The sequence below is a fragment of the Corynebacterium sp. HMSC036D03 genome (assembly GCF_001836185.1).
In the GTDB taxonomy this organism is placed as follows: Bacteria; Actinomycetota; Actinomycetes; order Mycobacteriales; family Mycobacteriaceae; genus Corynebacterium; species Corynebacterium simulans.
The window spans coordinates 129,191-148,356 of sequence record NZ_KV827749.1; the positions used below are offsets into that span (position 1 = coordinate 129,191).

Annotated in this window: 22 protein-coding genes and 1 riboswitch; of the genes, 15 read left to right on the plus strand and 7 right to left on the minus strand. The window is 60.5% G+C overall.

The features are described 5' to 3' along the window. Positions 1–31 precede the first annotated feature (31 nt). From thiO to thiC, 3 genes are all read right to left on the minus strand, one after another. Complete coding sequence (thiO, locus tag HMPREF2692_RS10240; protein WP_070823559.1) at positions 32–1,156, minus strand: glycine oxidase ThiO; 1,125 nt, start codon at positions 1,154–1,156, stop codon at positions 32–34. Next, positions 1,153–1,794, minus strand: coding sequence for a thiamine phosphate synthase (locus HMPREF2692_RS10245; protein WP_083281306.1), 642 nt, complete (start codon positions 1,792–1,794; stop codon positions 1,153–1,155). Before HMPREF2692_RS10245 ends, thiO begins: the two co-directional genes overlap by 4 nt. Then, entirely contained in the window at positions 1,787–3,544 is a 1,758-nt protein-coding gene (thiC, locus tag HMPREF2692_RS10250) for a phosphomethylpyrimidine synthase ThiC (RefSeq protein ID WP_070433255.1), read from the minus strand. The genes HMPREF2692_RS10245 and thiC overlap by 8 nt, the downstream gene beginning before the upstream one ends. After that, positions 3,541–3,656, minus strand: a riboswitch (TPP riboswitch). Its footprint overlaps the gene before it by 4 nt. Before the next feature lie 175 nt (positions 3,657–3,831). On the opposite strand from thiC, the gene rplS reads away from it, so the two are divergent. Then, on the plus strand, positions 3,832–4,176 hold the full coding sequence (gene rplS / locus HMPREF2692_RS10255; RefSeq protein WP_005528888.1) for a 50S ribosomal protein L19: 345 nt from the start codon (positions 3,832–3,834) through the stop codon (positions 4,174–4,176). A 139-nt stretch (positions 4,177–4,315) separates the two neighbouring features. On the opposite strand, the gene HMPREF2692_RS10260 is transcribed toward rplS, so the two are convergent. Then, positions 4,316–4,507 carry a hypothetical protein gene (locus HMPREF2692_RS10260; protein WP_141744865.1) on the minus strand — a complete coding sequence of 64 codons (192 nt, stop codon included), beginning with the start codon at positions 4,505–4,507 and terminating at the stop codon, positions 4,316–4,318. Between the two features lie 160 nt (positions 4,508–4,667). On the opposite strand from HMPREF2692_RS10260, the gene lepB (HMPREF2692_RS10265) reads away from it, so the two are divergent. The 8 genes from lepB (HMPREF2692_RS10265) (at position 4,668) to HMPREF2692_RS10300 (ending at position 11,536) form a co-directional block, all read left to right on the plus strand. Then, a complete protein-coding gene (gene lepB, locus HMPREF2692_RS10265) occupies positions 4,668–5,471 on the plus strand; it encodes a signal peptidase I (protein ID WP_061923229.1) in 804 nt (267 codons plus the stop codon). Beyond that, the gene (lepB, locus tag HMPREF2692_RS10270; RefSeq protein WP_070587282.1) at positions 5,449–6,228 is read left to right on the plus strand and encodes a signal peptidase I; all 780 of its coding nucleotides are present in this window, start codon (positions 5,449–5,451) and stop codon (positions 6,226–6,228) included. Before lepB (HMPREF2692_RS10265) ends, lepB (HMPREF2692_RS10270) begins: the two co-directional genes overlap by 23 nt. Then, on the plus strand, positions 6,215–6,856 hold the full coding sequence (locus tag HMPREF2692_RS10275) for a ribonuclease HII (RefSeq protein ID WP_070456400.1): 642 nt from the start codon (positions 6,215–6,217) through the stop codon (positions 6,854–6,856). Before lepB (HMPREF2692_RS10270) ends, HMPREF2692_RS10275 begins: the two co-directional genes overlap by 14 nt. A 66-nt stretch (positions 6,857–6,922) precedes the next feature. After that, on the plus strand, positions 6,923–7,228 hold the full coding sequence (locus HMPREF2692_RS10280; RefSeq protein ID WP_061923219.1) for a DUF2469 domain-containing protein: 306 nt from the start codon (positions 6,923–6,925) through the stop codon (positions 7,226–7,228). Between the two features lie 266 nt (positions 7,229–7,494). After that, complete coding sequence (locus tag HMPREF2692_RS10285) at positions 7,495–7,863, plus strand: YraN family protein (RefSeq protein WP_061923217.1); 369 nt, start codon at positions 7,495–7,497, stop codon at positions 7,861–7,863. Then, positions 7,850–9,370, plus strand: coding sequence for a YifB family Mg chelatase-like AAA ATPase (locus tag HMPREF2692_RS10290; RefSeq protein WP_070518834.1), 1,521 nt, complete (start codon positions 7,850–7,852; stop codon positions 9,368–9,370). Before HMPREF2692_RS10285 ends, HMPREF2692_RS10290 begins: the two co-directional genes overlap by 14 nt. After that, positions 9,367–10,545, plus strand: coding sequence for a DNA-processing protein DprA (gene dprA / locus HMPREF2692_RS10295; protein WP_070456404.1), 1,179 nt, complete (start codon positions 9,367–9,369; stop codon positions 10,543–10,545). The genes HMPREF2692_RS10290 and dprA overlap by 4 nt, the downstream gene beginning before the upstream one ends. Before the next feature lie 91 nt (positions 10,546–10,636). Further along, entirely contained in the window at positions 10,637–11,536 is a 900-nt protein-coding gene (locus HMPREF2692_RS10300) for a tyrosine recombinase XerC (protein ID WP_061923208.1), read from the plus strand. Here the strand turns inward: HMPREF2692_RS10300 and HMPREF2692_RS10305 are convergent. Then, positions 11,514–12,071: a M23 family metallopeptidase gene (locus HMPREF2692_RS10305; RefSeq protein WP_082778616.1), complete on the minus strand. Its 558-nt coding sequence runs from the start codon at positions 12,069–12,071 to the stop codon at positions 11,514–11,516. The genes HMPREF2692_RS10300 and HMPREF2692_RS10305 overlap by 23 nt on opposite strands. 393 nt (positions 12,072–12,464) lie before the next feature. Here HMPREF2692_RS10305 and rpsB point away from each other — a divergent pair, with 393 nt between their 5' ends. The 5 genes from rpsB (at position 12,465) to HMPREF2692_RS10330 (ending at position 16,782) form a co-directional block, all read left to right on the plus strand. Further along, positions 12,465–13,271, plus strand: coding sequence for a 30S ribosomal protein S2 (rpsB, locus tag HMPREF2692_RS10310; RefSeq protein WP_061923205.1), 807 nt, complete (start codon positions 12,465–12,467; stop codon positions 13,269–13,271). 153 nt (positions 13,272–13,424) lie between these two features. Then, the gene (tsf, locus tag HMPREF2692_RS10315; protein WP_061923201.1) at positions 13,425–14,237 is read left to right on the plus strand and encodes a translation elongation factor Ts; all 813 of its coding nucleotides are present in this window, start codon (positions 13,425–13,427) and stop codon (positions 14,235–14,237) included. Between the two features lie 177 nt (positions 14,238–14,414). Continuing rightward, positions 14,415–15,161 carry a UMP kinase gene (gene pyrH, locus HMPREF2692_RS10320; RefSeq protein WP_061923198.1) on the plus strand — a complete coding sequence of 249 codons (747 nt, stop codon included), beginning with the start codon at positions 14,415–14,417 and terminating at the stop codon, positions 15,159–15,161. A gap of 98 nt (positions 15,162–15,259) precedes the next feature. After that, entirely contained in the window at positions 15,260–15,817 is a 558-nt protein-coding gene (gene frr / locus HMPREF2692_RS10325) for a ribosome recycling factor (protein ID WP_061923195.1), read from the plus strand. A gap of 83 nt (positions 15,818–15,900) precedes the next feature. Continuing rightward, positions 15,901–16,782, plus strand: a complete 882-nt coding sequence (locus HMPREF2692_RS10330; protein WP_210400656.1) for a phosphatidate cytidylyltransferase — start codon at positions 15,901–15,903, stop codon at positions 16,780–16,782. 120 nt (positions 16,783–16,902) lie between these two features. Here the strand turns inward: HMPREF2692_RS10330 and HMPREF2692_RS10335 are convergent, their stop codons facing one another. Then, positions 16,903–17,283 carry a LapA family protein gene (locus tag HMPREF2692_RS10335; protein ID WP_070733339.1) on the minus strand — a complete coding sequence of 127 codons (381 nt, stop codon included), beginning with the start codon at positions 17,281–17,283 and terminating at the stop codon, positions 16,903–16,905. Positions 17,284–17,377: 94 nt separating this feature from the next. Between HMPREF2692_RS10335 and rlmN the strand changes: the two genes are divergently transcribed. Continuing rightward, positions 17,378–18,484 carry a dual-specificity RNA methyltransferase RlmN gene (gene rlmN / locus HMPREF2692_RS10340; protein ID WP_061923668.1) on the plus strand — a complete coding sequence of 369 codons (1,107 nt, stop codon included), beginning with the start codon at positions 17,378–17,380 and terminating at the stop codon, positions 18,482–18,484. A gap of 169 nt (positions 18,485–18,653) precedes the next feature. Here rlmN and HMPREF2692_RS10345 read toward each other — a convergent pair whose 3' ends face one another. After that, entirely contained in the window at positions 18,654–19,103 is a 450-nt protein-coding gene (locus HMPREF2692_RS10345) for a DUF2631 domain-containing protein (RefSeq protein WP_061923190.1), read from the minus strand. Positions 19,104–19,166 lie beyond the last annotated feature (63 nt).

Here is a 19,166-nt window from a genome sequence, read left to right on the forward strand (position 1 = left end):
CTGTCTCGATATGGCTGTCTTTACTTCGGCTCTAGCGCGCAAAGCGCAGCGGGTCGCAGGCCGAAAGGTCGATGCTGGGGTCCTCGCCGAGGACGAGCTCGCGCGTACACCGTGCACCGAAGGCGGCCAGCAGGATACCGTGGCGGAAATACCCGGTGGAGACAATGAGCCTGTCACTCACGCGACCCAGGTAGGGAAGATCATCAGGCGTGCCCGGGCGGGCGCCGGTGGTGGCTTCTAGGAACTCGCAATCTTCGATGCCCGGCAGCACCCGGATGGCATCGCGCAGCAGGTCATAGACACCGCCGGCCAGCGGGGCATTGAGGCTATCCTCGCGGCTGGTCGCGCCCACGGCGATGGTTCCGTCACCGCGTGGAATCAGATAGATAGGACGGTCTTCCACGAATCCGCGCACCACGCGGTCTAGCAGCGGGCGGCGTTGCTCTGGCACACGTAGGCGCAGGATGTCGCCGTAGACTGGGCGTAGCGGTTGCGACCATTCGCTAAGACCATTCGCCCCCAGTCCGGCGGCCAGCACCACCTGGTCTGCGGCGAAAGTACCTCCTTCGGTGTGTACCACTCCGCCGTCGACTCCATCGTCGACGCGTGTGACCTTTGTGCGGTGAAAGTGCACGCCTAGGTTTTCCGCGGCGTCGTATAGCGCGAGCGCCCATTGCCGGGGGAAGACCTGCGTATCCCCGGGAATTGAGACGGCGCCGGCCAGGCGTGGGCTCAGCCCCGGTTCGAGGGAGCGCGCCTGCCGCACGGTGATGCGCTCGACCTGCATGCCGTGCGCATTCTGGTAGTCCATGAGCTCTGACAAATGCTGGGAATCGGCGCGGTCCGCGGCTACCACGAGCGTGCCTTCGTCGCGGTAGCCGGTATCGAGGTCGCTGTGCTTGGCGACGGCCGCGATAAGCTCCGGATACCATTTGCCCGAGGCCTGCATTAGCGGAAAGAGCGGGTCTTGTTGATAGACCACCTCCGCGGCGGGAGCCAGCATGCCGCCGGCATGGTGCGTGGCGCCGGATGCTGGCGCTGGGTCGAAGACATCGACTTTGATCCCTGACTGGGCCAACTCTACTGCGGTGGCAAGGCCGATGACCCCGGCGCCGACGATGGCAACGCTTGAGCTGGCAGTGCTGGCAGTGCTCATGCGCGACCTTTCTCGAATTCGCTCAGGAGACGCTCGCAGTAGGCGGCCGGGTCCGGGGCATTCATGATTCCGCGCACGACGGCCAGGCCGTCGACGCCGGTTGCAGCGAGCTCGGCGGCATCGTCCGCGGTGACGTCGCCGATGGCGACTACGGGCAGCTGCGAGGCGGCGACGATCTCTGGGTAGCCCTCGAGCCCCAGCGGGGTGCGTCCAGAATCCTTCGTCGGGGTAGCGCGGAAGGGACCGCAGCCGACGTAGTCGAGGACGTCCGCGTACTGGTTTGCGTCCCTAATTAACTCAAGCGTTCCCGTGGTCAGGCCGATGATTGCATCGGGGCCGAGCAGCTCACGTGCGGCACGTGGGCAGAGATCGTCCTGGCCGATGTGCACGCCGTGGACGGGCGCGCCCGCGCAACGCAGAGCTAGGGCGACGTCGACGCGGTCGTCGATAAGCACGTGCGCGCGCGGATTTACCTCGTGCACCGCCTCGGCCACGCGGGCGCCCAAATCATAGAGCGTGCGGGCAGAAATTGGCTTTGAGCGCACCTGTACCACGCCCGCGCCGCCACGCACGGCGGCCGCGGCAATCTCCGGTGACATATTGGTGCCGGTGACGAAGTAACAACGCAGATCAAGCACGGTCGGCTGGCTCCGTGTCTGCCGTTTGATAGAGCTTGGAGCCTTGCGCCTTGAACTCGGCTGACATCATTGCCTCGCCGGCCTTGGCATCGGTGGGAAAGCTCGGCATGCCCAGGGAATCCGAGAAAGTATCGCGGATGTCCTGGCTAATCCGCATGGAACAGAACTTCGGGCCACACATCGAACAAAAGTGCGCGGTCTTGGCGGGCTCAGCCGGCAAGGTCTCATCGTGGTATTCCTGCGCGGTCTCAGGGTCGAGCGAAAGCGCGAACTGATCGTGCCACCGGAATTCGAAGCGGGCCTTGCTCATGGCGTCGTCCCACGCCCGCGCGCCGGGGTGGCCCTTGGCCACGTCGGCGGCATGCGCGGCGAGCTTGTAGGTGATGACGCCGGTCTTGACATCGTCACGGTTCGGCAGACCCAGATGCTCCTTCGGGGTGACGTAGCACAGCATCGCGGTGCCGCCCATGGCGATGTGTGCGGCGCCGATGGCGGAAGTGATGTGGTCATATCCCGGAGCGATGTCCGTGACCAGCGGGCCCAGTGTGTAGAACGGGGCGTCGTGGGCCCAGTCCTGTTCCAGCTCGTTGTTTTCCTGGATCATGTTCAGCGGAACGTGGCCGGGGCCTTCCACCATGACCTGCACGTCGTATTCCCAGGCGCGGCGGGTGAGCTCGCCGATGGTCTTAAGCTCGGCGAACTGCGCCGTGTCGTTGGCGTCGGCCAGGCTGCCAGGGCGCAGGCCATCGCCCAAGGAGAAGGCGACGTCGTATTGCGCGAAAATCTCGCAGAGCTCGTCGAAGTTCTCGTAGAGGAAGGACTCCTTGTGGTGGGCCAGGCACCAGCCGGCCATAATCGAACCGCCGCGGGAGACAATTCCGGTGACGCGCTTGGTAGTCAACGGGATGAAGGGCAACAACACACCGGCGTGGATGGTCATGTAGTCCACGCCCTGCTCGCACTGTTCGATGACGGTATCGCGGAAGATCTCCCAGGTAAGGTCCTCGGCCACGCCGTTTACCTTCTCCAGCGCCTGGTAGATAGGCACGGTGCCAATCGGTACTGGGGAGTTGCGCAGAATCCACTCGCGGGTGGTGTGGATGTCATCGCCGGTGGAAAGATCCATCACGGTATCGGCTCCCCAGCGGGTGGCCCAGCGCAGTTTGGACACTTCTTCTGCGATAGAAGAAGTCACGGCGGAGTTGCCGATGTTGGCGTTGATCTTGGTCAAGAACTTGCGGCCGATGATCATCGGCTCGGACTCAGGGTGGTTGATGTTATTCGGGATAATCGCGCGTCCGCGGGCGACCTCGGCGCGCACGAACTCGGGATCGCAGTGCTCGCGCAGCGCCACGAACTCCATTTCCTTGGTGATGATTCCCTTGCGGGCATAGTGCATCTGGGTGACGCGCTTGCCGGCCTTGGCGCGCAGGACGGCACGCTTCTCGCCGCGCCATTCCGCTGAGGCCGCACCACGCTTTTGGGCGGACTTGCCGTCGTCGGCCAGATTGCGCTCGCGGCCGGCGTACTCCTCAACGTCGCCGCGGCCTGCAATCCACTCGCTGCGCAGACCCGGCAGGCCCACCTCCGGCTCACACTCGGGGCCGCGGGTGCGGTAGACGCGGAAAGGCTCGTTGGGCCCAGTGGGTGAGTCATCGAGCTCGATCTGGGTTTCCGGTACCTCCAGGCCATCACGGATGATGGGGGAGTAAGAGTGCTTTGGATGGATCTCGTTAGGGGTAGCCGACATGGCGCCTTCCTCACTTCCTTCGCTGGTGCTAACCAGACAGGTTCGAACGGTCTAGACGCGGCCTTGGCGCCTATCTCAGCCCACTTCTTCGTGGGCACCCGTGGGGTACTTGCATCACACACCATAAACCCTGTGATGCGCGTCTGTCTTGGAATTGCAAGAATTTGCTGTTCGCGCGGTGGGTATGGAAGAATTCCTTTGTTCTATGTAACAGGCACGAACCGGTCAGCTTCTTCAAGGATGAAGGGGCGCTAGGGTCCTCTGTCTTAAACTGAAAAGGAAAAACAATGGCTAACCTCATTGACAAGGTAGATGCAGCACAGCTGCGTGACGATGTTCCAGACTTCCGCCCAGGCGATACCCTCGACGTAAACGTCAAGGTCATCGAGGGTAAGACCCAGCGTGTTCAGCTCTTTAAGGGCGTGTGCATCCGCCGCCAGGGCGCTGGCATCCGTGAGACCTTCACCGTCCGTAAGGTCTCCTTCGGCATCGGCGTTGAGCGTACCTTCCCGGTTCACTCCCCGAACATCGAGTCCATCCAGGTTGTACGCCGCGGCCGTGTCCGCCGTGCAAAGCTGTACTACCTGCGCGACCTGCGCGGCAAGAAGGCTCGCATCAAGGAGCGCCGCTAGTTCTAGCGCCGAAAGCGCCCGCCTCCGTTTTCGTTCCTCATTCGAGGTTCGAGAGGGAGAGTGGGCGCTTTTGCTATGTCTAGACTGTTAGGCCTGGACTGTTAGCTTTGCTCTAGTTTTCTTGGTTTTGGTGCTGCGTTTAAATCTGTGCTGAGCTGGTGCCCGGCTGCTGGGTGGAGCCCTGGGCCATTTGCTGCTCGGCGAGCATGTGCTTAATGTCTTGTTGGTCGCTCCTTACCTTTTTCGCCCACCAGACGACGCCCGCGACGATCGCAACGATGATCAGTAGCGGTACGAGTATGAAAAGAAGTTCAATTATTCCCAAAGACATAAACAGCACGCTACTACAGGCGAAAAAGTAATTCAATACTTTTTGATGGAAGTTTGCGGAGCTCGCGGGGGACTGGTGGGGGATTCGGCGAACTTAGAGTTCGCTGAATGCTTTCGTCAGGGTACCGGTTTTCGGGCCCATTGTTGCTAGGATTTAGCCCGTGAATAACGAGAAGGAATTCGAAGACCATGGCGCAGACGTCGCGACTAGCGAGGCCAAGCCGGTAGAAGAAGTATCAGAGAAGAAAGAAAAGAAGGAGAAAAAGGAGCTGCCGTGGCTCCTGGAGACCCTTCTCATCATCCTCTGCGTATTGTGCGTGGTAGGCCTCGTACAAACCTTCATCGGCCGCCAATATGTCATTCCTTCTGGTTCGATGGAGCCAACCCTCCACGGCTGCGATGGCTGCACCAATGACCGCATCTTCACCGAGAAGATTTCCTACTACGGAGATAAGGGCCCAGAGCCTGGCGACGTCGTGGTGTTCAAGGGCACCGATGACTGGAACCGCAATTACCAGTCGCCGCGTTCTTCCAACGAGGTCATTCACAAGATTCAGGATGTACTGAGCTACGTCTCGCTGACCCCGCCGGATGAGAACACCTTGGTCAAGCGCGTCGTAGCTACGGGCGGCCAGACCGTGTCCTGTCAGGAGGGCGATCCAGCTGTGATGGTGGATGGCAAGCCGATTAACCAGGACTACGTCATGGATCCGCCAACCTACAAGGTTGACGAGAAGACCGGTTCCTATGCCTGCGGCGGTGCCTACTTTGGCCCAGTTACCGTTCCGGAAGGAAACATCTGGGTAATGGGCGATAACCGCACGGCTTCCGCGGACTCCCGCTATCACATGCAGGATCAGTACCAGGGCACCATTCCGGTAGAAAACGTCCGCGGCAAGGTCATGTTCGTGTTCTTCCCGTTCAACCACATCGGTGGGGTAGATGACCCAGACATCCAGGCCTAGAAAGCGGCGTCCCAACCTAGAAAACCGCGCCGTTGACCACGCCCCGGAAGAAGAGCGCGTGCGCGTGCGCGATCTTCTGCCTACGGTCATCGTGGTGTTTCTGGTCTTGGCTTTCGTGCAGACGTTCATCGGGCGGATGTATCTGATTCCGTCGGCTTCGATGGAGCCGACGTTGCATGGCTGTGCGGGCTGTAAGAATGACCGTATCTTGGTCCAAAAACTCAGCTATTACTTCTCTGATCCGCAGCCCGGTGATGTCGTGGTCTTCGCGGGCGCCGATTCCTGGAATTCTTCCTTCGCAGTAAAGCGCTCCGATAACGTGCTCGTTCGCGGCGTCGAAAATGCCGGCGCGGCCATCGGCTTGCTGCCTAATGGTGAAAACATTTTGGTCAAGCGTGTTATCGCTACCGAAGGCCAGACCGTTTCCTGCGAGGCAGGTGACCCGGCAGTGATGGTGGATGGCCAGCCCATCGACCAGTCTTATGCCAAAACCCCGCCAGAGATGCCGGTGGATACCGCAGCTGGCTCGGAGGCCTGCGGCGGCAGCTATTTTGGCCCCGTCACGGTCCCGGAGGGAAATATTTGGGTGATGGGTGATAATCGCACGAACTCGCTCGACTCCCGCGCGCACTTGGGCGACAACCTGCAGGGCACGATTCCGGTGGACAATGTTCGCGGCAAGGTAGAGGCAGTGGTTCTGCCGATTCCACGCGCACAGCTTATCGACGATCCCAAAATCCAACATGCGGCGGCTTAAACAACAGCGCACCTACGAAGTGGCCTTGAGTAAGGCTGGTCTGGGCCCGGTAGCCGGCGTCGATGAGGCCGGCCGCGGGGCGTGCTGCGGGCCGATTACTATCGCCGCATGCATCCTGCCGGAGAAGATCGTTCCGGAGTTGGATAAGCTCACCGACTCTAAAAAGCTCACGCCCAAGACGCGGGAGAAGCTCTATCCCATCATCAAAGACAAGGCTCTGGCCTGGTCTGTGGTGCATATTGGGGCGGATGACATTGATTCTCGCGGCATCCAGCACGCTAACGTCTCTGGGATGCGTAGGGCGGTAGCGCGCCTGGAGGTGCGCCCGCACTACGTGCTTACCGACGCCCTGAAGATCCCCGGCATGCCCGCACCCCAGCTGCCCATGGTGGGCGGCGATGCCGCGGCGCGCTGCATTGCGGCTGCCAGCGTGCTGGCGAAGGTCTCGCGCGACCACGTGATGGATGAGCTCGATAGGCAGTATCCGGGCTATGGTCTGGGCTCGCACAAGGGCTATGGAACGGCTATTCATCAGGAAGCGATCGCCCAATTGGGTGCCTGCCCGGAACACCGGATGAGCTATCGCAACGTGGCACAAGCCCACGCGAAATTTCTCGCGCGCGCCTGAAACTGTTCAGGTGATTTCCGGGTTAAGCTAAGGCCCATTGACCCCACAACTTTGGAGGATTAGCAAGTGAGCGCCGAGGAACTCGACAACTACGAGGCGGAAGTAGAACTCTCCCTCTACCGCGAATATCGAGATGTTGTAAGCCAGTTCTCCTACGTAGTGGAAACCGAGCGCCGCTTCTACCTGGCGAACGCCGTGGAGCTCATCCCGCACACCTCAGGCCCGGATGTCTACTACGAGGTACGCATGTCTGATGCCTGGGTATGGGACATGTACCGCTCTGCTCGCTTCGTGCGCTACGTCCGCGTTATTACCTACAAGGACGTCAACATCGAGGAGCTGGATAAGCCAGACTTCCTCCTGCCGGAATAGTTATTTCCTTAAAATGTCAGCCCCTGAATAAGGCTGTGCTGGCTTAGCAAACGACACCATCTTTGCGCGCCCTGTCGCGGTAACTTGCCTGAGTCGCGGTGAGTTATCCACAGTTGGCGCGCTTTTTGCGTTTTGGGGCTAGCTATATTCTCTGCTTCTGCGCTGGACTGGGTCTTACAAAGAAAAGTTGATGCGGCTTTTGCGGCGTTTCAGCGGGTGTCGCAGCCCAGGGCGCGGCGAAAGCTCGGAATTTGGGGGAGTAAAGCGTGCTTTTAAGGTCCAATAAGAACCAGGTTTTAGGAAAACGCGGGGAGGCATTTGCCGCGCAGTTTTATCGTGAGCGCGGCGGACAGGTGCTGGCCGCCAACGTGCATTATGCGGTGGGCGAGATTGACCTTATCGTGCAGGAGGGGGCCACGATTGTTTTCGTAGAAGTTAAGACGAGGGCCTCTGATGCTTTTGGGGTAGCCGAAGCCGTTACCCCGCGAAAGCTGGTGCGCATGCGGAAGGCTGCGGCGCAGTGGCTGCAGGATAAACCCTTGTCCGTGGTGCGCTTCGACGTCGTGGCGCTGGTGGCACGCGGCCAGGGATTTGAGCTCACGCACTACGAAGGGGTTGAGCATGGCGCTCGGTAGATGCCATACGACGGCCCTCGAAGGCGTTACCGCGCACGTGGTCACGGTGGAAGCCAACGTGGGAACGGGGCTGCCGGGAGTGCAGGTGGTGGGCATGGCGGATACGGCGATCTCGGAATCGCGAGACCGCATCCGTACTGCGGTGGTTAACTCGCGGCTGCCGTGGGCGAAGACGCGCGTGGTGGTCTCAATGGCGCCGGCGGCTTTGCCGAAGTCAGGTGCACACTTTGACCTTCCCATGGCGTTGGCGATCTTGTCTGCACAGATGCCGCACAATGAACTCCTCGACAATGCGTTGGTGCTTGGTGAGTTGGGCTTAGATGGCAGCGTGCGCCCAGTATCTGGCATCATTCCAGCACTTCTAACGGCGCGGTCCCAGGGCTTCGACACCTTGGTGATCCCGCCGGGCAATGCGGCTGAGGCGACGCTGGTGCCGGATATGAACGTGCTGGTCGCGCACACGCTTGTCGATGCCTTCGCATGGGCATGCGGCAGCCGGGACTTGCCTTCGGCGCAGGGGATGGAAGTACCAGTTCCCGCATGCGAGGAGGTTCCAGACTTTCGCGACATCGCGGGCCAGAGGGAAGCGAAGTGGGCCGCAGAGGTTGCGGCCGCTGGCGGGCATCACCTGTTGATGGTGGGCCCGCCGGGATCAGGAAAGTCGATGATTGCGGCACGTTTGCCTTCCATCCTGCCCAAGCTGAGCACCGACCAATCCGTCGAGGCCACAGCCATTCACTCCTTGGCGGGCACTCCCGGCGCGGTGGTCTCCCGTGCGCCGTTTATTGCGCCGCATTCCTCGGTTACGCGGGCAGCGCTGCTCGGCGGCGGTGCGGGGAATCCGCGGCCAGGCGCGGTGAGCTTGGCGCATCATGGGGTCTTGTTCCTCGACGAGGCCAGCGAAGTATCCGCGCGCGTATTGGACGGGCTGCGCGCTCCCTTGGAGGACGGGCACGTGACCATCTCGCGTGCGCGGCGCGAAGTTACCTTCCCGGCGCGTTTTCAGCTGGTGCTGGCCGCCAATCCATGCCGTTGTGCCGCTGAGGAGCCAAGCAAGTGCCGGTGTAGGGCGTCTGAGCGACGGAACTATCTCACAAATTTGTCGGGGCCGTTGCGTGACCGCTTGGATATGGTGGTGGATATATCGGGCCGGGCGGCGAGCTTGCATGCGGTGGATGAGGAGCCTTCGGCGGCAATCGCGGAAAGGGTCGCGCAAGCACGGGATCGAGCGAAGCAGCGCTGGCGCGGTGATGGACTTGCCGTTCACAATAACGGTGCGGTGCCAGCTTCGTATTTGCGGCGGAATCGTCCTGCGACGGAGACTGCAATGGCGATGCTTGCGGCCTATCTTGCAGATGGCGAGCTAAGCCAGCGCGGCGTTGACCGTGTACTACGCCTAGCGTGGACGCTGGCAGACCTTGATGGCAGCGCCCAGCCTGACATCGACCATGTGGGCAAGGCGCTAGACCTGCGTGGGGCGGGCGTGCTGGAAAGGCTGGCGGCATGAGTAGCTTAAATTTGTCTACTTCGCTGCATGCTTGGATCTATCTCAACCGAGTGGTGGAAGGTCCATCTCGTACCCTGCACGGTTTGTTGTCCCAGTACCCCGTGGATGAGGTGGCGCATGGTGTCTATCACGCGGCGGACTGGATTGGTGCGTTGCGCGATGAGACGACAAGTAGGAGGGACTGGCTGCGGCAGGACGAAGACTTGGCAGCGGCGCAGCGCGTGGGCGCGCGGCTGATTACTCCTGAGGATGCTGAATGGCCTCGGGAAGAATTCGCCCAGGCCTTCGGCTTCTATCAGGCAGGCGGCGCCGATGCCCCGGCGACCTTTGATAGCCAGGCCGTTCCACCGCATGCGCTGTGGGTGAAAGGCAAGTCCGTGCGCGAATGCGTGGCTCAGTCGGTAGCTCTCGTGGGAACACGCGCGATTAGTCGCTACGGCTGGGAGGTCTCCAAGTTGCTGGCTGGGGGCTTGGCCAGCCACCAATGGACCACGGTTTCGGGCGGGGCGCTGGGCGTGGATACGACTATCCATGAAGCAACTTTGGAAGCAGGTGGCCAAACAGTCGCGGTTGCGCCATGCGGCATCGATGTTAACTATCCTGCGCGCAATGCGTCCTTGTTCGCGCGGATCGCGGAAAGCGGATGCGTCATCTCTGAGTTCGCGCCCGGGACTACCCCGCAGCGTCATCGTTTCCTCACCCGCAACCGCTTGGTCGCGGCGCTTTCGGCCGGCACTGTGGTGGTAGAAGCCGCGTTTCGTTCAGGGGCTCTCAACACTTTGAACTGGGCGGAGGCGCTCGGCCGGGTAACCATGGCGGTGCCAGGGCCAGTCACCACAGCAGGCTCGCTGGGATGCCATCAACGCATCCAGGACCAGCGGGCGCAGCTGGTGACATCGGTGGATGAGATTCGCGGGTTGGTGGGCAACGTCGGAAGTGTGGATGCGGCAGGGCAATACGAGCTCGACTTTGCTCCGAGCAAGGTGCAGCAGCTATCTCGCAACGAGCTCAAGGTCTTTGATGCCGCGCCACAAAATAGCGAGGAAGGTGCAACCGCAGAAGACATCGCGCAACAAGCAGGCATGCGCGTGGCCTTGTGTGTCCACCTCTTGGTGGCTTTGCAGAAACAGGGGCTGGTCATGCGCGAGGGCAAGCACTGGCGGCGCAGTGAATGAGATACGAGAACACAAATGACAAAGGCGACAAAGGCGCTGCGCTAGACAGGGGAATGCTGAGCCTTCTGCAACTGGAGTAGACTCCTGGGACATGACACGGAGCGCGGAGGAGCTATCTGGGCAGCTGGTGGAGGCAATCGAGGATTTCGCCGAGCACCAGCTGCTCATCCGTGGGCGCTCGCAGGCCACGGTGAAGGGATACCGCTCCGACCTTCGGGACTTAGCTCGTAGCGTTCCAGATTTTGCGAGTTTCGACCTGAACGCATTGCGCGCCTGGCTCGGTGAGGCTGTCACCGCCGGCAAGTCCCGAGCCACCTTGGCACGCCGCACCGCGGCGGTTCGAGCGTTTTCGACGTGGGCGGTGCGCGAAGGCCATCTTGGCTCGGACGTTGCAGCGCGCTTGGTGACTCCGAAGGTGGGCAAACACCTGCCTAAGGTTCTGGGGGAGAACGAAGCAGGGGAGCTCGTGGGCAATGCCGTCTCGGCCGACGAGGTTCATTTCCTGCGTGATAGTGCGATGCTGGAGCTGCTCTACGCCACCGGCATGCGTGTGGCAGAGCTTGCCGGCCTCGATATCGGTGACCTCGATCTGCGCCGGCAGACCGCGCGGGTTACCGGTAAAGGAAACAAACAGCGCGTGGTGCCTTTTGGAGAGGCAGCCGCTGATGCCTTGCGCACTTGGCTGGATAAGGGCCGCGCGCAATTGGCGGGGGAGACGGAAGCCGTCTTCGTGGGCACACGCGGTGGGCGTATTGACCAACGCCAGGTACGCCGCGTGGTGGAGAAAGCCGCACAGGTAACCGGCGCCAATGGGCTAAGCCCGCACAGCTTGCGGCACACTGCGGCCACCCACCTTCTAGAAGGCGGCGCAGACCTGCGCGTGGTGCAGGAGCTTTTGGGGCACTCGTCCTTGCAGACCACGCAGGTTTATACCCACGTTTCCGCACAGCGGCTCAAGGATGTTTACTCTAAGGCCCATCCACGGGCTTAAGCCGGATCACCGGGGCGTCGAGAAGCGAAAGCGGATCGATATACGTCTTTTCCGGGCCGTCGATAAGCGCGCCCCAGTGCAGGCCAGGCTTGCCGTCCACCGGTGGCGCTAACCTGCCAATGATTTGGCCCTCGCGGACCTTATCGCCCTTGGCCACATGCCCGAATACAGGCTGATAGGTCGTGCGCACGCCATCGGCATGTGCGATGGAAACTACGGGTTTGCCCGCCACCTTGCCAACAAAATAGACCTCGCCGTCGCCAGCAGCGCGAACGTCAGAGCCAATCGAAAGCGCCAGGTCCACACCCCGGTGACCAGCGCTCCACTTCTGAGCCGGTGGATCAAAACCTTCCAAAACCCGCGTTGCCATGGCAGCGCCCGTGGTGGGATCGACATATGCCCACGCGGTCGGCGTGTTGGGCGCGCCGGGAGCACAGGGAAGAATGACCAGTTGAAAGGCGCCGAGGCACAGAGCCAGCCAGCAGACATTTGGCTTCGTGCGTATCCAAGAAAAGTTCTTTGCGTTGAGTTTCATAGACCTAGTCTTTGCAATGGGGCAGTGGTGGCGAAAGAGTTGATTAATGCGCTGTGAACAAACTGGGGTTAGTGGGGTGCATGTGAGCGATGTGGTGCCGTTTGGGGCCGCGTCAGCGAAAAATTGTGGAAAAGCGCCACTCGTTTTGGACTAGTGCGCAGGATGCGGCTAGAATTTGCCCCAGCAGTGTGTCTGGCATGTTTAAAAACATTTCGATGCGCTGACTACGCGCGGCGAAGTCGTTGCTTCCTGGGTTAAGGAAGAAACAGCCCTGTGTTGACGCGGTCCCCACATGAAGTGGGGTGTTGACCAGAGCCTTCGTTGCTAGGGTGCGGAATAAAACACCGCACATTTTCTTGCAAAACCGAAATAACAACAGAAAGCGAGCGAATCATGGCAGTTGTAACCATGCGCGAGCTCCTCGACGCTGGTGTGCACTTCGGCCACCAGACCCGTCGTTGGAACCCAAAGATGAAGCGTTTCATCTTCACCGACCGTAACGGCATCTACATCATCGATCTTCAGCAGACCCTGACCTACATCGATGAGGCTTTCGAGTTCGTCAAGGAGACCGTTGCCCACGGCGGCACCATCCTCTTCGTCGGCACCAAGAAGCAGGCTCAGGAAGCAGTTGCTGAGGAAGCAACTCGCGTTGGCATGCCTTACGTCAACCACCGTTGGCTGGGCGGCATGCTCACCAACTTCCAGACCGTTTCCAAGCGTCTGAAGCGCATGAAGGAGCTTCAGGCAATGGACGCAGCTGAGGACGGCTACAAGGGCCGCACCAAGAAGGAAGTTCTCATGCTGACGCGCGAGCGCGTCAAGCTGGAGCGCGTTCTCGGTGGCATCTCCGAGATGACCAAGGCGCCTTCCGCACTGTGGATTGTTGACACCAACAAGGAGCACATCGCGGTTAAGGAAGCTCAGAAGCTGAACATCCCAGTTGTTGCCATCCTGGACACCAACTGCGATCCGGATGACGTTGACTTCCCGATCCCGGGCAACGACGACGCAATCCGCGCTACCAAACTGCTGTCCGGCATCATCGCCACCGCAGTTGAAGAGGGCAAGAAGGCCCGCGAGGAGCGCCAGCTGGCTGCAGCTAAGGAAGCTGCCGGCGACTCCGCTGAGAAGGAAGCTCGCGACGCAGCAGAGGCTGCTGCTGCTTCCGACCCAGCATCTGCTGAGTCCGCAGAGTAAAAGACTTTAGGCTAAGCCCCCGCTACCGTTGGATTACGGCCGCGGGGGTTTATTCTTCTGTAAAAACTCACCCCCAAGGGCGGCGTAAAACGTTAGCGTCGAGTACGCTGTCACATCGAATACTGTTTGAAACCAAGGAGGATCGCCCGAACTATGGCGAACTACACTGCTGCAGACGTAAAGGCACTGCGCGAGGCTACCGGCTCCGGCATGCTTGATTGCAAGAAGGCACTCGACGAGTCCAACGGTGACTACGACAAGGCCGTAGAGTTCCTGCGCATCAAGGGCGCAAAGAACGTTTCCAAGCGCGCTGAGCGCGAGGCTACCGAGGGCCTCGTTGCTGTTTCCGGCAACACCATGGTCGAAATCAACTGCGAGACTGACTTCGTTGCAAAGAACGAGGCATTCAAGGCTTTCGCTACCAAGATCGCTGAGGCTGCTGGCGAGGCTAAGGTCAACTCCGGCGAGGAGCTGAACAACCTCGAGATCGACGGCAAGAAGGTTTCTGAGATCGTCGACGAAGAGTCCGCAAAGACCGGCGAGAAGCTGCAGGCACGCCGTGCAGTCACCCTCGAGGGCGACAACGTTGCTGTCTACCTGCACCAGCGTTCCGCTGACCTGCCGCCGGCAGTTGGCGTTCTCGTTTCCTACGAGGGCAACGCTGAGGGCGCACACGCTGTTGCTCTGCAGATCGCAGCTATGAACGCTGAGTACCTGACCCGCGAGGACGTTCCGGCTGAGGTCGTTGAGAAGGAGCGCGAGATCGCTGAGGCTACCACCCGCGAGGAGGGCAAGCCGGAAGCTGCTCTGCCGAAGATCGTGGAAGGTCGCCTGAACGGCTTCTACAAGTCCGTCGTTCTGCTTGAGCAGGCTGCACTGTCCGACTCCAAGAAGACCGTCAAGCAGGTTGCTGAGGAAGCTGGCACCACCATCAAAGGCTTCGTGCGTTATGAGGTCGGCGCCTAAGGCTTCGATTTAAAGCTGCTTGCTTTTTAGCTGCAGACTTTCTAGTGGTCCTGTCGCAATTGCGGCAGGACCATTTCGCGTTTTCTGTGCGGGTGGCATCCACCCCATTGAATATGAGCAATAGAGCTTGTGTGGGTAAGATGGAACGGACTTAAAAACGCCCGCATTAAGGAGACGATGAAGGCCGTGGCTAACCCTGACACCAAGCGAACCGGATACAAGCGCGTAATGCTTAAGCTGGGCGGTGAAATGTTCGGAGGTGGCAAGGTCGGCATCGACCCAGACGTTGTAGAAAACGTCGCCCAGCAGATCGCCGAGATTGCAAAGCAGGGCACCGAGGTCGCCGTAGTCATTGGCGGCGGTAACTTCTTCCGCGGCGCCGAGCTTTCCCAGCGCGGCATGGATCGCGCCCGTTCTGACTACATGGGCATGCTGGGCACCGTCATGAACTCCCTGGCACTGCAGGACTTCCTGAAGCAGCAGGGCGTCGATTGCCGCGTGCAGACCTCCATCAACATGGCTCAGATCGCAGAGCCTTACCTGCCGCTGCGCGCAGACCGCCACCTGGAAAAGGGCCGCGTGGTTATTTTCGGCGCTGGCATGGGCATGCCGTACTTTTCCACTGACACCACCGCCGCACAGCGCGCGCTGGAAATTGGGGCAGAGGTGCTCTTCCTCGCCAAGGCTGTCGACGGCGTCTATTCCGACGACCCACGCACCAACCCTGATGCGGAACTCTACTCCGAAATCACCCCGCGTGAGGTCATCGAGAAGGGGCTAAAGGTTGCAGACGCCACCGCGTTCAGCCTCTGCATGGATAATGACATGCCAATCCTGGTGTTCAACCTGCTGACTGAGGGCAACATCAAGCGCGCCGTCAACGGCGAGCAGATCGGCACCCTGGTTCAGTCCAAGGAAGATTAAGAAAGTACTTTAGGCCACGTCCTTCGCCCCAGAAGGCGTGCGATCCTGCTAGATTCAATCCCAGTTACTTTAAATTCGAAAAGGGGAGTTTTAACCCAATGATCGACGAGATCCAGCTCGAAGCAGAAGAGCACATGACCGCTTCGGTGGAGCACACCCGCGAGCAGCTGGTCACCATCCGTACCGGCCGCGCAAACCCGGCTATGTTCAACGGCTTGGTTGCTGAGTACTACGGTGCGCCGACCCCGATCACCCAGATGGCTACCATCTCCGTTCCGGAACCACGCATGATGCTCATCAAGCCTTATGAACAGTCCATGATCCAAGAGATCGAAAACGCTATCCGCAACTCCGACTTGGGCGTTAACCCAACCAACGACGGCCACGTTCTGCGCGTAACCATCCCGCAGCTGACCGAGGAGCGCCGCCGCGACCTCGTCAAGCAGGCAAAAGGCAAGGGCGAAGACGGAAAGATTGCTATCCGCAACATCCGCCGCAAGGCCATGGACCAGCTGAAGAAGCTGCAGAAGGACGGCGACGCCGGCGAGGACGAAGTCGTTGCAGCCGAAAAGGAAATGGAAAAGACCACCGCGGGTTATATCGACCAGGTGGATAAGCTCGTTGCCAACAAGGAAAACGAGTTGATGGAGGTCTAAGCACCTCGAACCTGGCCGCCGGGCACTTTCAGCTCGGCGGCGCTTTTTTGTGAGTATCCCATCTTCCTGTGGAAGGAGCGCGCGTGACTAGCGAGTCGAATCGTCGTCTGCCCAAGCCGAAGAACGGCGCGGGCCGTGACCTGCCTGCGGCGGTCGGGGTAGGCGTGGGCCTTGGCGCACTCGTTGTCTTTGCCGTCTGGGCCGGTGCCTTTGCTTGGTACATGGTCGTGGCAGTAGCCGTCGCTATCGCAATGTGGGAAGTACTCACGCGCCTGCGCGAGCATTCCTTTTTTATGCCTCGCACCCTGCTCATCGTCTTGGGCCAAGCGATGCTTTGGGTCTCCTGGCCGCTAGGAGCCCCCGGGCTTGTAGCGGTCTACGTCGTCGCCGTCTTGGCACTCATGTTTGGCCGTCTCTTCCACAACGGCCGGCATCGCCCGCCGATTAACTATCTGCGCGATATGGCCGTGGGACTTTTCGTCCTGACCTGGATTCCTTTGTTTGCCACGTTTGCGGCGATGCTGTCCCGCGTGGAGACCCCGTTCGCCTCTGGCGCGGCGTCGATTGTGGCGTTCATGCTCTGCGTCGTGGCCTCTGACACCGGCGGATACGTAGCCGGCGTAATGTTCGGCTCGCATCCCATGGCTCCTGCAGTAAGCCCCAAGAAGTCGTGGGAAGGTTTTATCGGCTCGGTCATCTTTGGCGTTGTCACCGGCGCCCTTAGCGTGAAGCTGCTGCTGCACCACGATGCATGGGTAGGCGGCCTGATGGGCTTGGGGCTGGTGTTCTGCGCCACCTTGGGCGACCTCGTGGAATCCCAATTTAAGCGCGAGCTGGGTATCAAGGACATGTCCCAGATTCTTCCCGGCCACGGCGGCTTAATGGATCGCCTCGACGGCATGCTTCCTTCCGCCATGGTGACCTGGGTGGCCGTGAACTTCTTGGCTAATTTCCACGGTTTCTAAATTTTTAGCCGAAGGCAAAACCTAAAAGACTCCTCCCTCTCTTCCGGCCACGCGTCGAGCGTGACTTAAGAAGATGCGGGAGGAGATTTTTAATGTATCAGTGTTTGGCTCGCTGGGTATTTAGCGGTTGCGTGCCTTGGCCTGCTTGCGCACCTGGCGGCGCAGCTCGAACATGCGCCACATGCCAACCAGTGCCATGATCAGTGCGCCGGCGATGGCGAAGATGAGGTAGGCGATGCCAGCCGGGAATTCGCCCGACCAGTTCAGGAAGTTCATCGGCACCTTCTGCTGGTTCTGCAGGATAAAGACGATGAGGACGATGAGCAGCAGGAATCCCACGATCAGTGCGGCCCAGGTGGAACCTGCGAAAGATCCTTTGACCTTCGTGTCCTCTTGCTGGGAGTAAGTGGACTCAACTTCGGTGTGCGTGCCAGTGGTGTTATCAGCGGTGGTCTCTGGCGCGTAGGCGGTCTCGTCTGCGGGGAATTCGTTTTGTGTCATATGTCTATTTAATCCTGCGAGCTGTCGATTGTGCCACTTCGCCTCGGTTTCAATTGGGTAAAAGTGCCGAAAACGTGGAAAAATGGGCGGAACCATGGCTGAAGCATTGAAACTTAATTTCTCCGCCCCTCGGCGCGGTTTGCCGCCGAAGCACTTCGCGGATCTGTCCCACGACGAGCGCATTGACGTCCTCGCGGAAATTGGCCTGCCTAAGTTCCGCGCGAACCAGCTGGCAAAGCACTACTACGTACACCGCACCGCGGATGTCTCCGAGATGACGGACATCCCGGCCGGCAAGCGTGAGGAAGTCCAGGAGCGTCTCTTCCCAACGCTGATGACTCCCATCCGCCAGACCTCCACGGATGACGGGGAGACCACCAAGTCCCTGTGGCGCCTGCACGATGGCACCATGCTCGAGTCTGTGCTCATGCGCTACCCGGGCCGCGCCACCTTGTGTATTTCTTCCCAGGCCGGCTGCGGCATGGCGTGCCCGTTCTGCGCTACCGGTCAGGGCGGCCTCGACCGCAACCTGTCCACCGCAGAGATCGTGGAGCAGTTCCGCCACGCCGCCAAGCTTATGGAGGAAGAAGGCGGCCGCCTGTCCAACGTGGTGTTCATGGGTATGGGCGAGCCGCTGGCCAACTACAAGCGCGTGGTCCACGCCGTGCGCCAGATAACCGGCCAGGACTTGACGGGCTTTGGCCTTTCCCAGCGCAACGTGACGGTTTCCACCGTGGGACTTGCTCCAGCTATCCGCAAGCTTGCCGACGAAGACCTCTCCTGCACCCTGGCAGTCTCCCTGCACACTCCAGACGATGAGCTGCGTGATTCCCTGGTTCCGGTCAACAACCGCTGGCCGGTCGAGGAGGTCCTCGACGCCGCTCGTTACTACGCTGACAAGTCCGGCCGTCGCGTCTCCATCGAGTATGCGCTCATCCGTGACAAGAATGATCAGGTCTTCCGCGCCGACATGCTGGGGCAGAAGCTGCACCGCGCGCTCGGCTCCAAGGTGCACGTCAACGTCATCCCGCTGAACCCAACCCCGGGCTCTGAGTGGGACGCCGCACCGAGGGACCGCCAGGACGAGTTCGTCCGCCGTGTCATCGCACAGGGCGTGCCGTGCACCGTCCGCGATACTAAGGGCGATGAAATCGCCGCCGCCTGCGGCCAGCTCGCTGCCGACGAGCGCGAGTCCGCCTAAAGCTCGGCCAATCCACCCGAGCCATTCACGCCGCCCAACCCATTCACGCCGCCCAACCCATTCACGCCGCCCAAGCTCGCCTTGGGCGGCGCTTCAGCTATAAAGCGCATAAAAATCTCCCCGTCACCCAACAGCAACGTGGGTGGCGGGGAGTATTTCGCGTATGCGCTTAGTGCATTGCCTTGCGGGCTGCACGAGCGGTGCCGCGCTCGACGCGCAGGTGGGAAACGCGAGCTGGGTCGATGTTCAGGGCGCGCAGCTCTGCGTCGTTAAGCTCAGCGTAGGAGCCGGAAACCGTCTTCTGGTCATATACCCAGTCCGGCTCAACGTGGCCAACCGGCTGGTTGCGAGCGGTGACGGTGCGCACCTGGGAGAGGTTCGGGCGCAGGGCGAAGATGATAAGGCCCAGAGCAAGAACGACGGCAAGAGCGATGAGCCAGACGGTCTCAACGTGGCCCTTGTGGTTACCGAAGTTGTAGGCCAGCAGGAAGAGTACAGAAATCCAGCCAGCGATCTGAACGCCAGAGCGGCTGATGCGGGACCAACCAAAACCTGCGGACGGGACGTCCTCAGTGGAAACGCCGTCGAAAACCTGCGGTGCCGGCTTGTGGGAAGACACTTGCTCTCCTTTGCGTGTACATGGCGCACTCTGCGCGCGCACATGAAATGCCATTTATTCTGT

Excerpts from the sequence above, each read along its gene's own strand:
- thiO (WP_070823559.1), bottom strand. The coding sequence starts at position 1,156 with ATGAGCACTGCCAGCACTGCCAGCTCAAGCGTTGCCATCGTCGGCGCC.
- thiC (WP_070433255.1), bottom strand. The coding sequence starts at position 3,544 with ATGTCGGCTACCCCTAACGAGATCCATCCAAAGCACTCTTACTCCCCC.
- rplS (WP_005528888.1), top strand. The coding sequence starts at position 3,832 with ATGGCTAACCTCATTGACAAGGTAGATGCAGCACAGCTGCGTGACGAT.
- HMPREF2692_RS10260 (WP_141744865.1), bottom strand. The coding sequence starts at position 4,507 with ATGTCTTTGGGAATAATTGAACTTCTTTTCATACTCGTACCGCTACTG.
- lepB (WP_070587282.1), top strand. The coding sequence starts at position 5,449 with ATGACCCAGACATCCAGGCCTAGAAAGCGGCGTCCCAACCTAGAAAAC.
- HMPREF2692_RS10275 (WP_070456400.1), top strand. The coding sequence starts at position 6,215 with ATGCGGCGGCTTAAACAACAGCGCACCTACGAAGTGGCCTTGAGTAAG.
- HMPREF2692_RS10290 (WP_070518834.1), top strand. The coding sequence starts at position 7,850 with ATGGCGCTCGGTAGATGCCATACGACGGCCCTCGAAGGCGTTACCGCG.
- dprA (WP_070456404.1), top strand. The coding sequence starts at position 9,367 with ATGAGTAGCTTAAATTTGTCTACTTCGCTGCATGCTTGGATCTATCTC.
- HMPREF2692_RS10300 (WP_061923208.1), top strand. The coding sequence starts at position 10,637 with ATGACACGGAGCGCGGAGGAGCTATCTGGGCAGCTGGTGGAGGCAATC.
- HMPREF2692_RS10305 (WP_082778616.1), bottom strand. The coding sequence starts at position 12,071 with ATGAAACTCAACGCAAAGAACTTTTCTTGGATACGCACGAAGCCAAAT.
- rpsB (WP_061923205.1), top strand. The coding sequence starts at position 12,465 with ATGGCAGTTGTAACCATGCGCGAGCTCCTCGACGCTGGTGTGCACTTC.
- tsf (WP_061923201.1), top strand. The coding sequence starts at position 13,425 with ATGGCGAACTACACTGCTGCAGACGTAAAGGCACTGCGCGAGGCTACC.
- pyrH (WP_061923198.1), top strand. The coding sequence starts at position 14,415 with ATGAAGGCCGTGGCTAACCCTGACACCAAGCGAACCGGATACAAGCGC.
- frr (WP_061923195.1), top strand. The coding sequence starts at position 15,260 with ATGATCGACGAGATCCAGCTCGAAGCAGAAGAGCACATGACCGCTTCG.
- HMPREF2692_RS10335 (WP_070733339.1), bottom strand. The coding sequence starts at position 17,283 with ATGACACAAAACGAATTCCCCGCAGACGAGACCGCCTACGCGCCAGAG.
- rlmN (WP_061923668.1), top strand. The coding sequence starts at position 17,378 with ATGGCTGAAGCATTGAAACTTAATTTCTCCGCCCCTCGGCGCGGTTTG.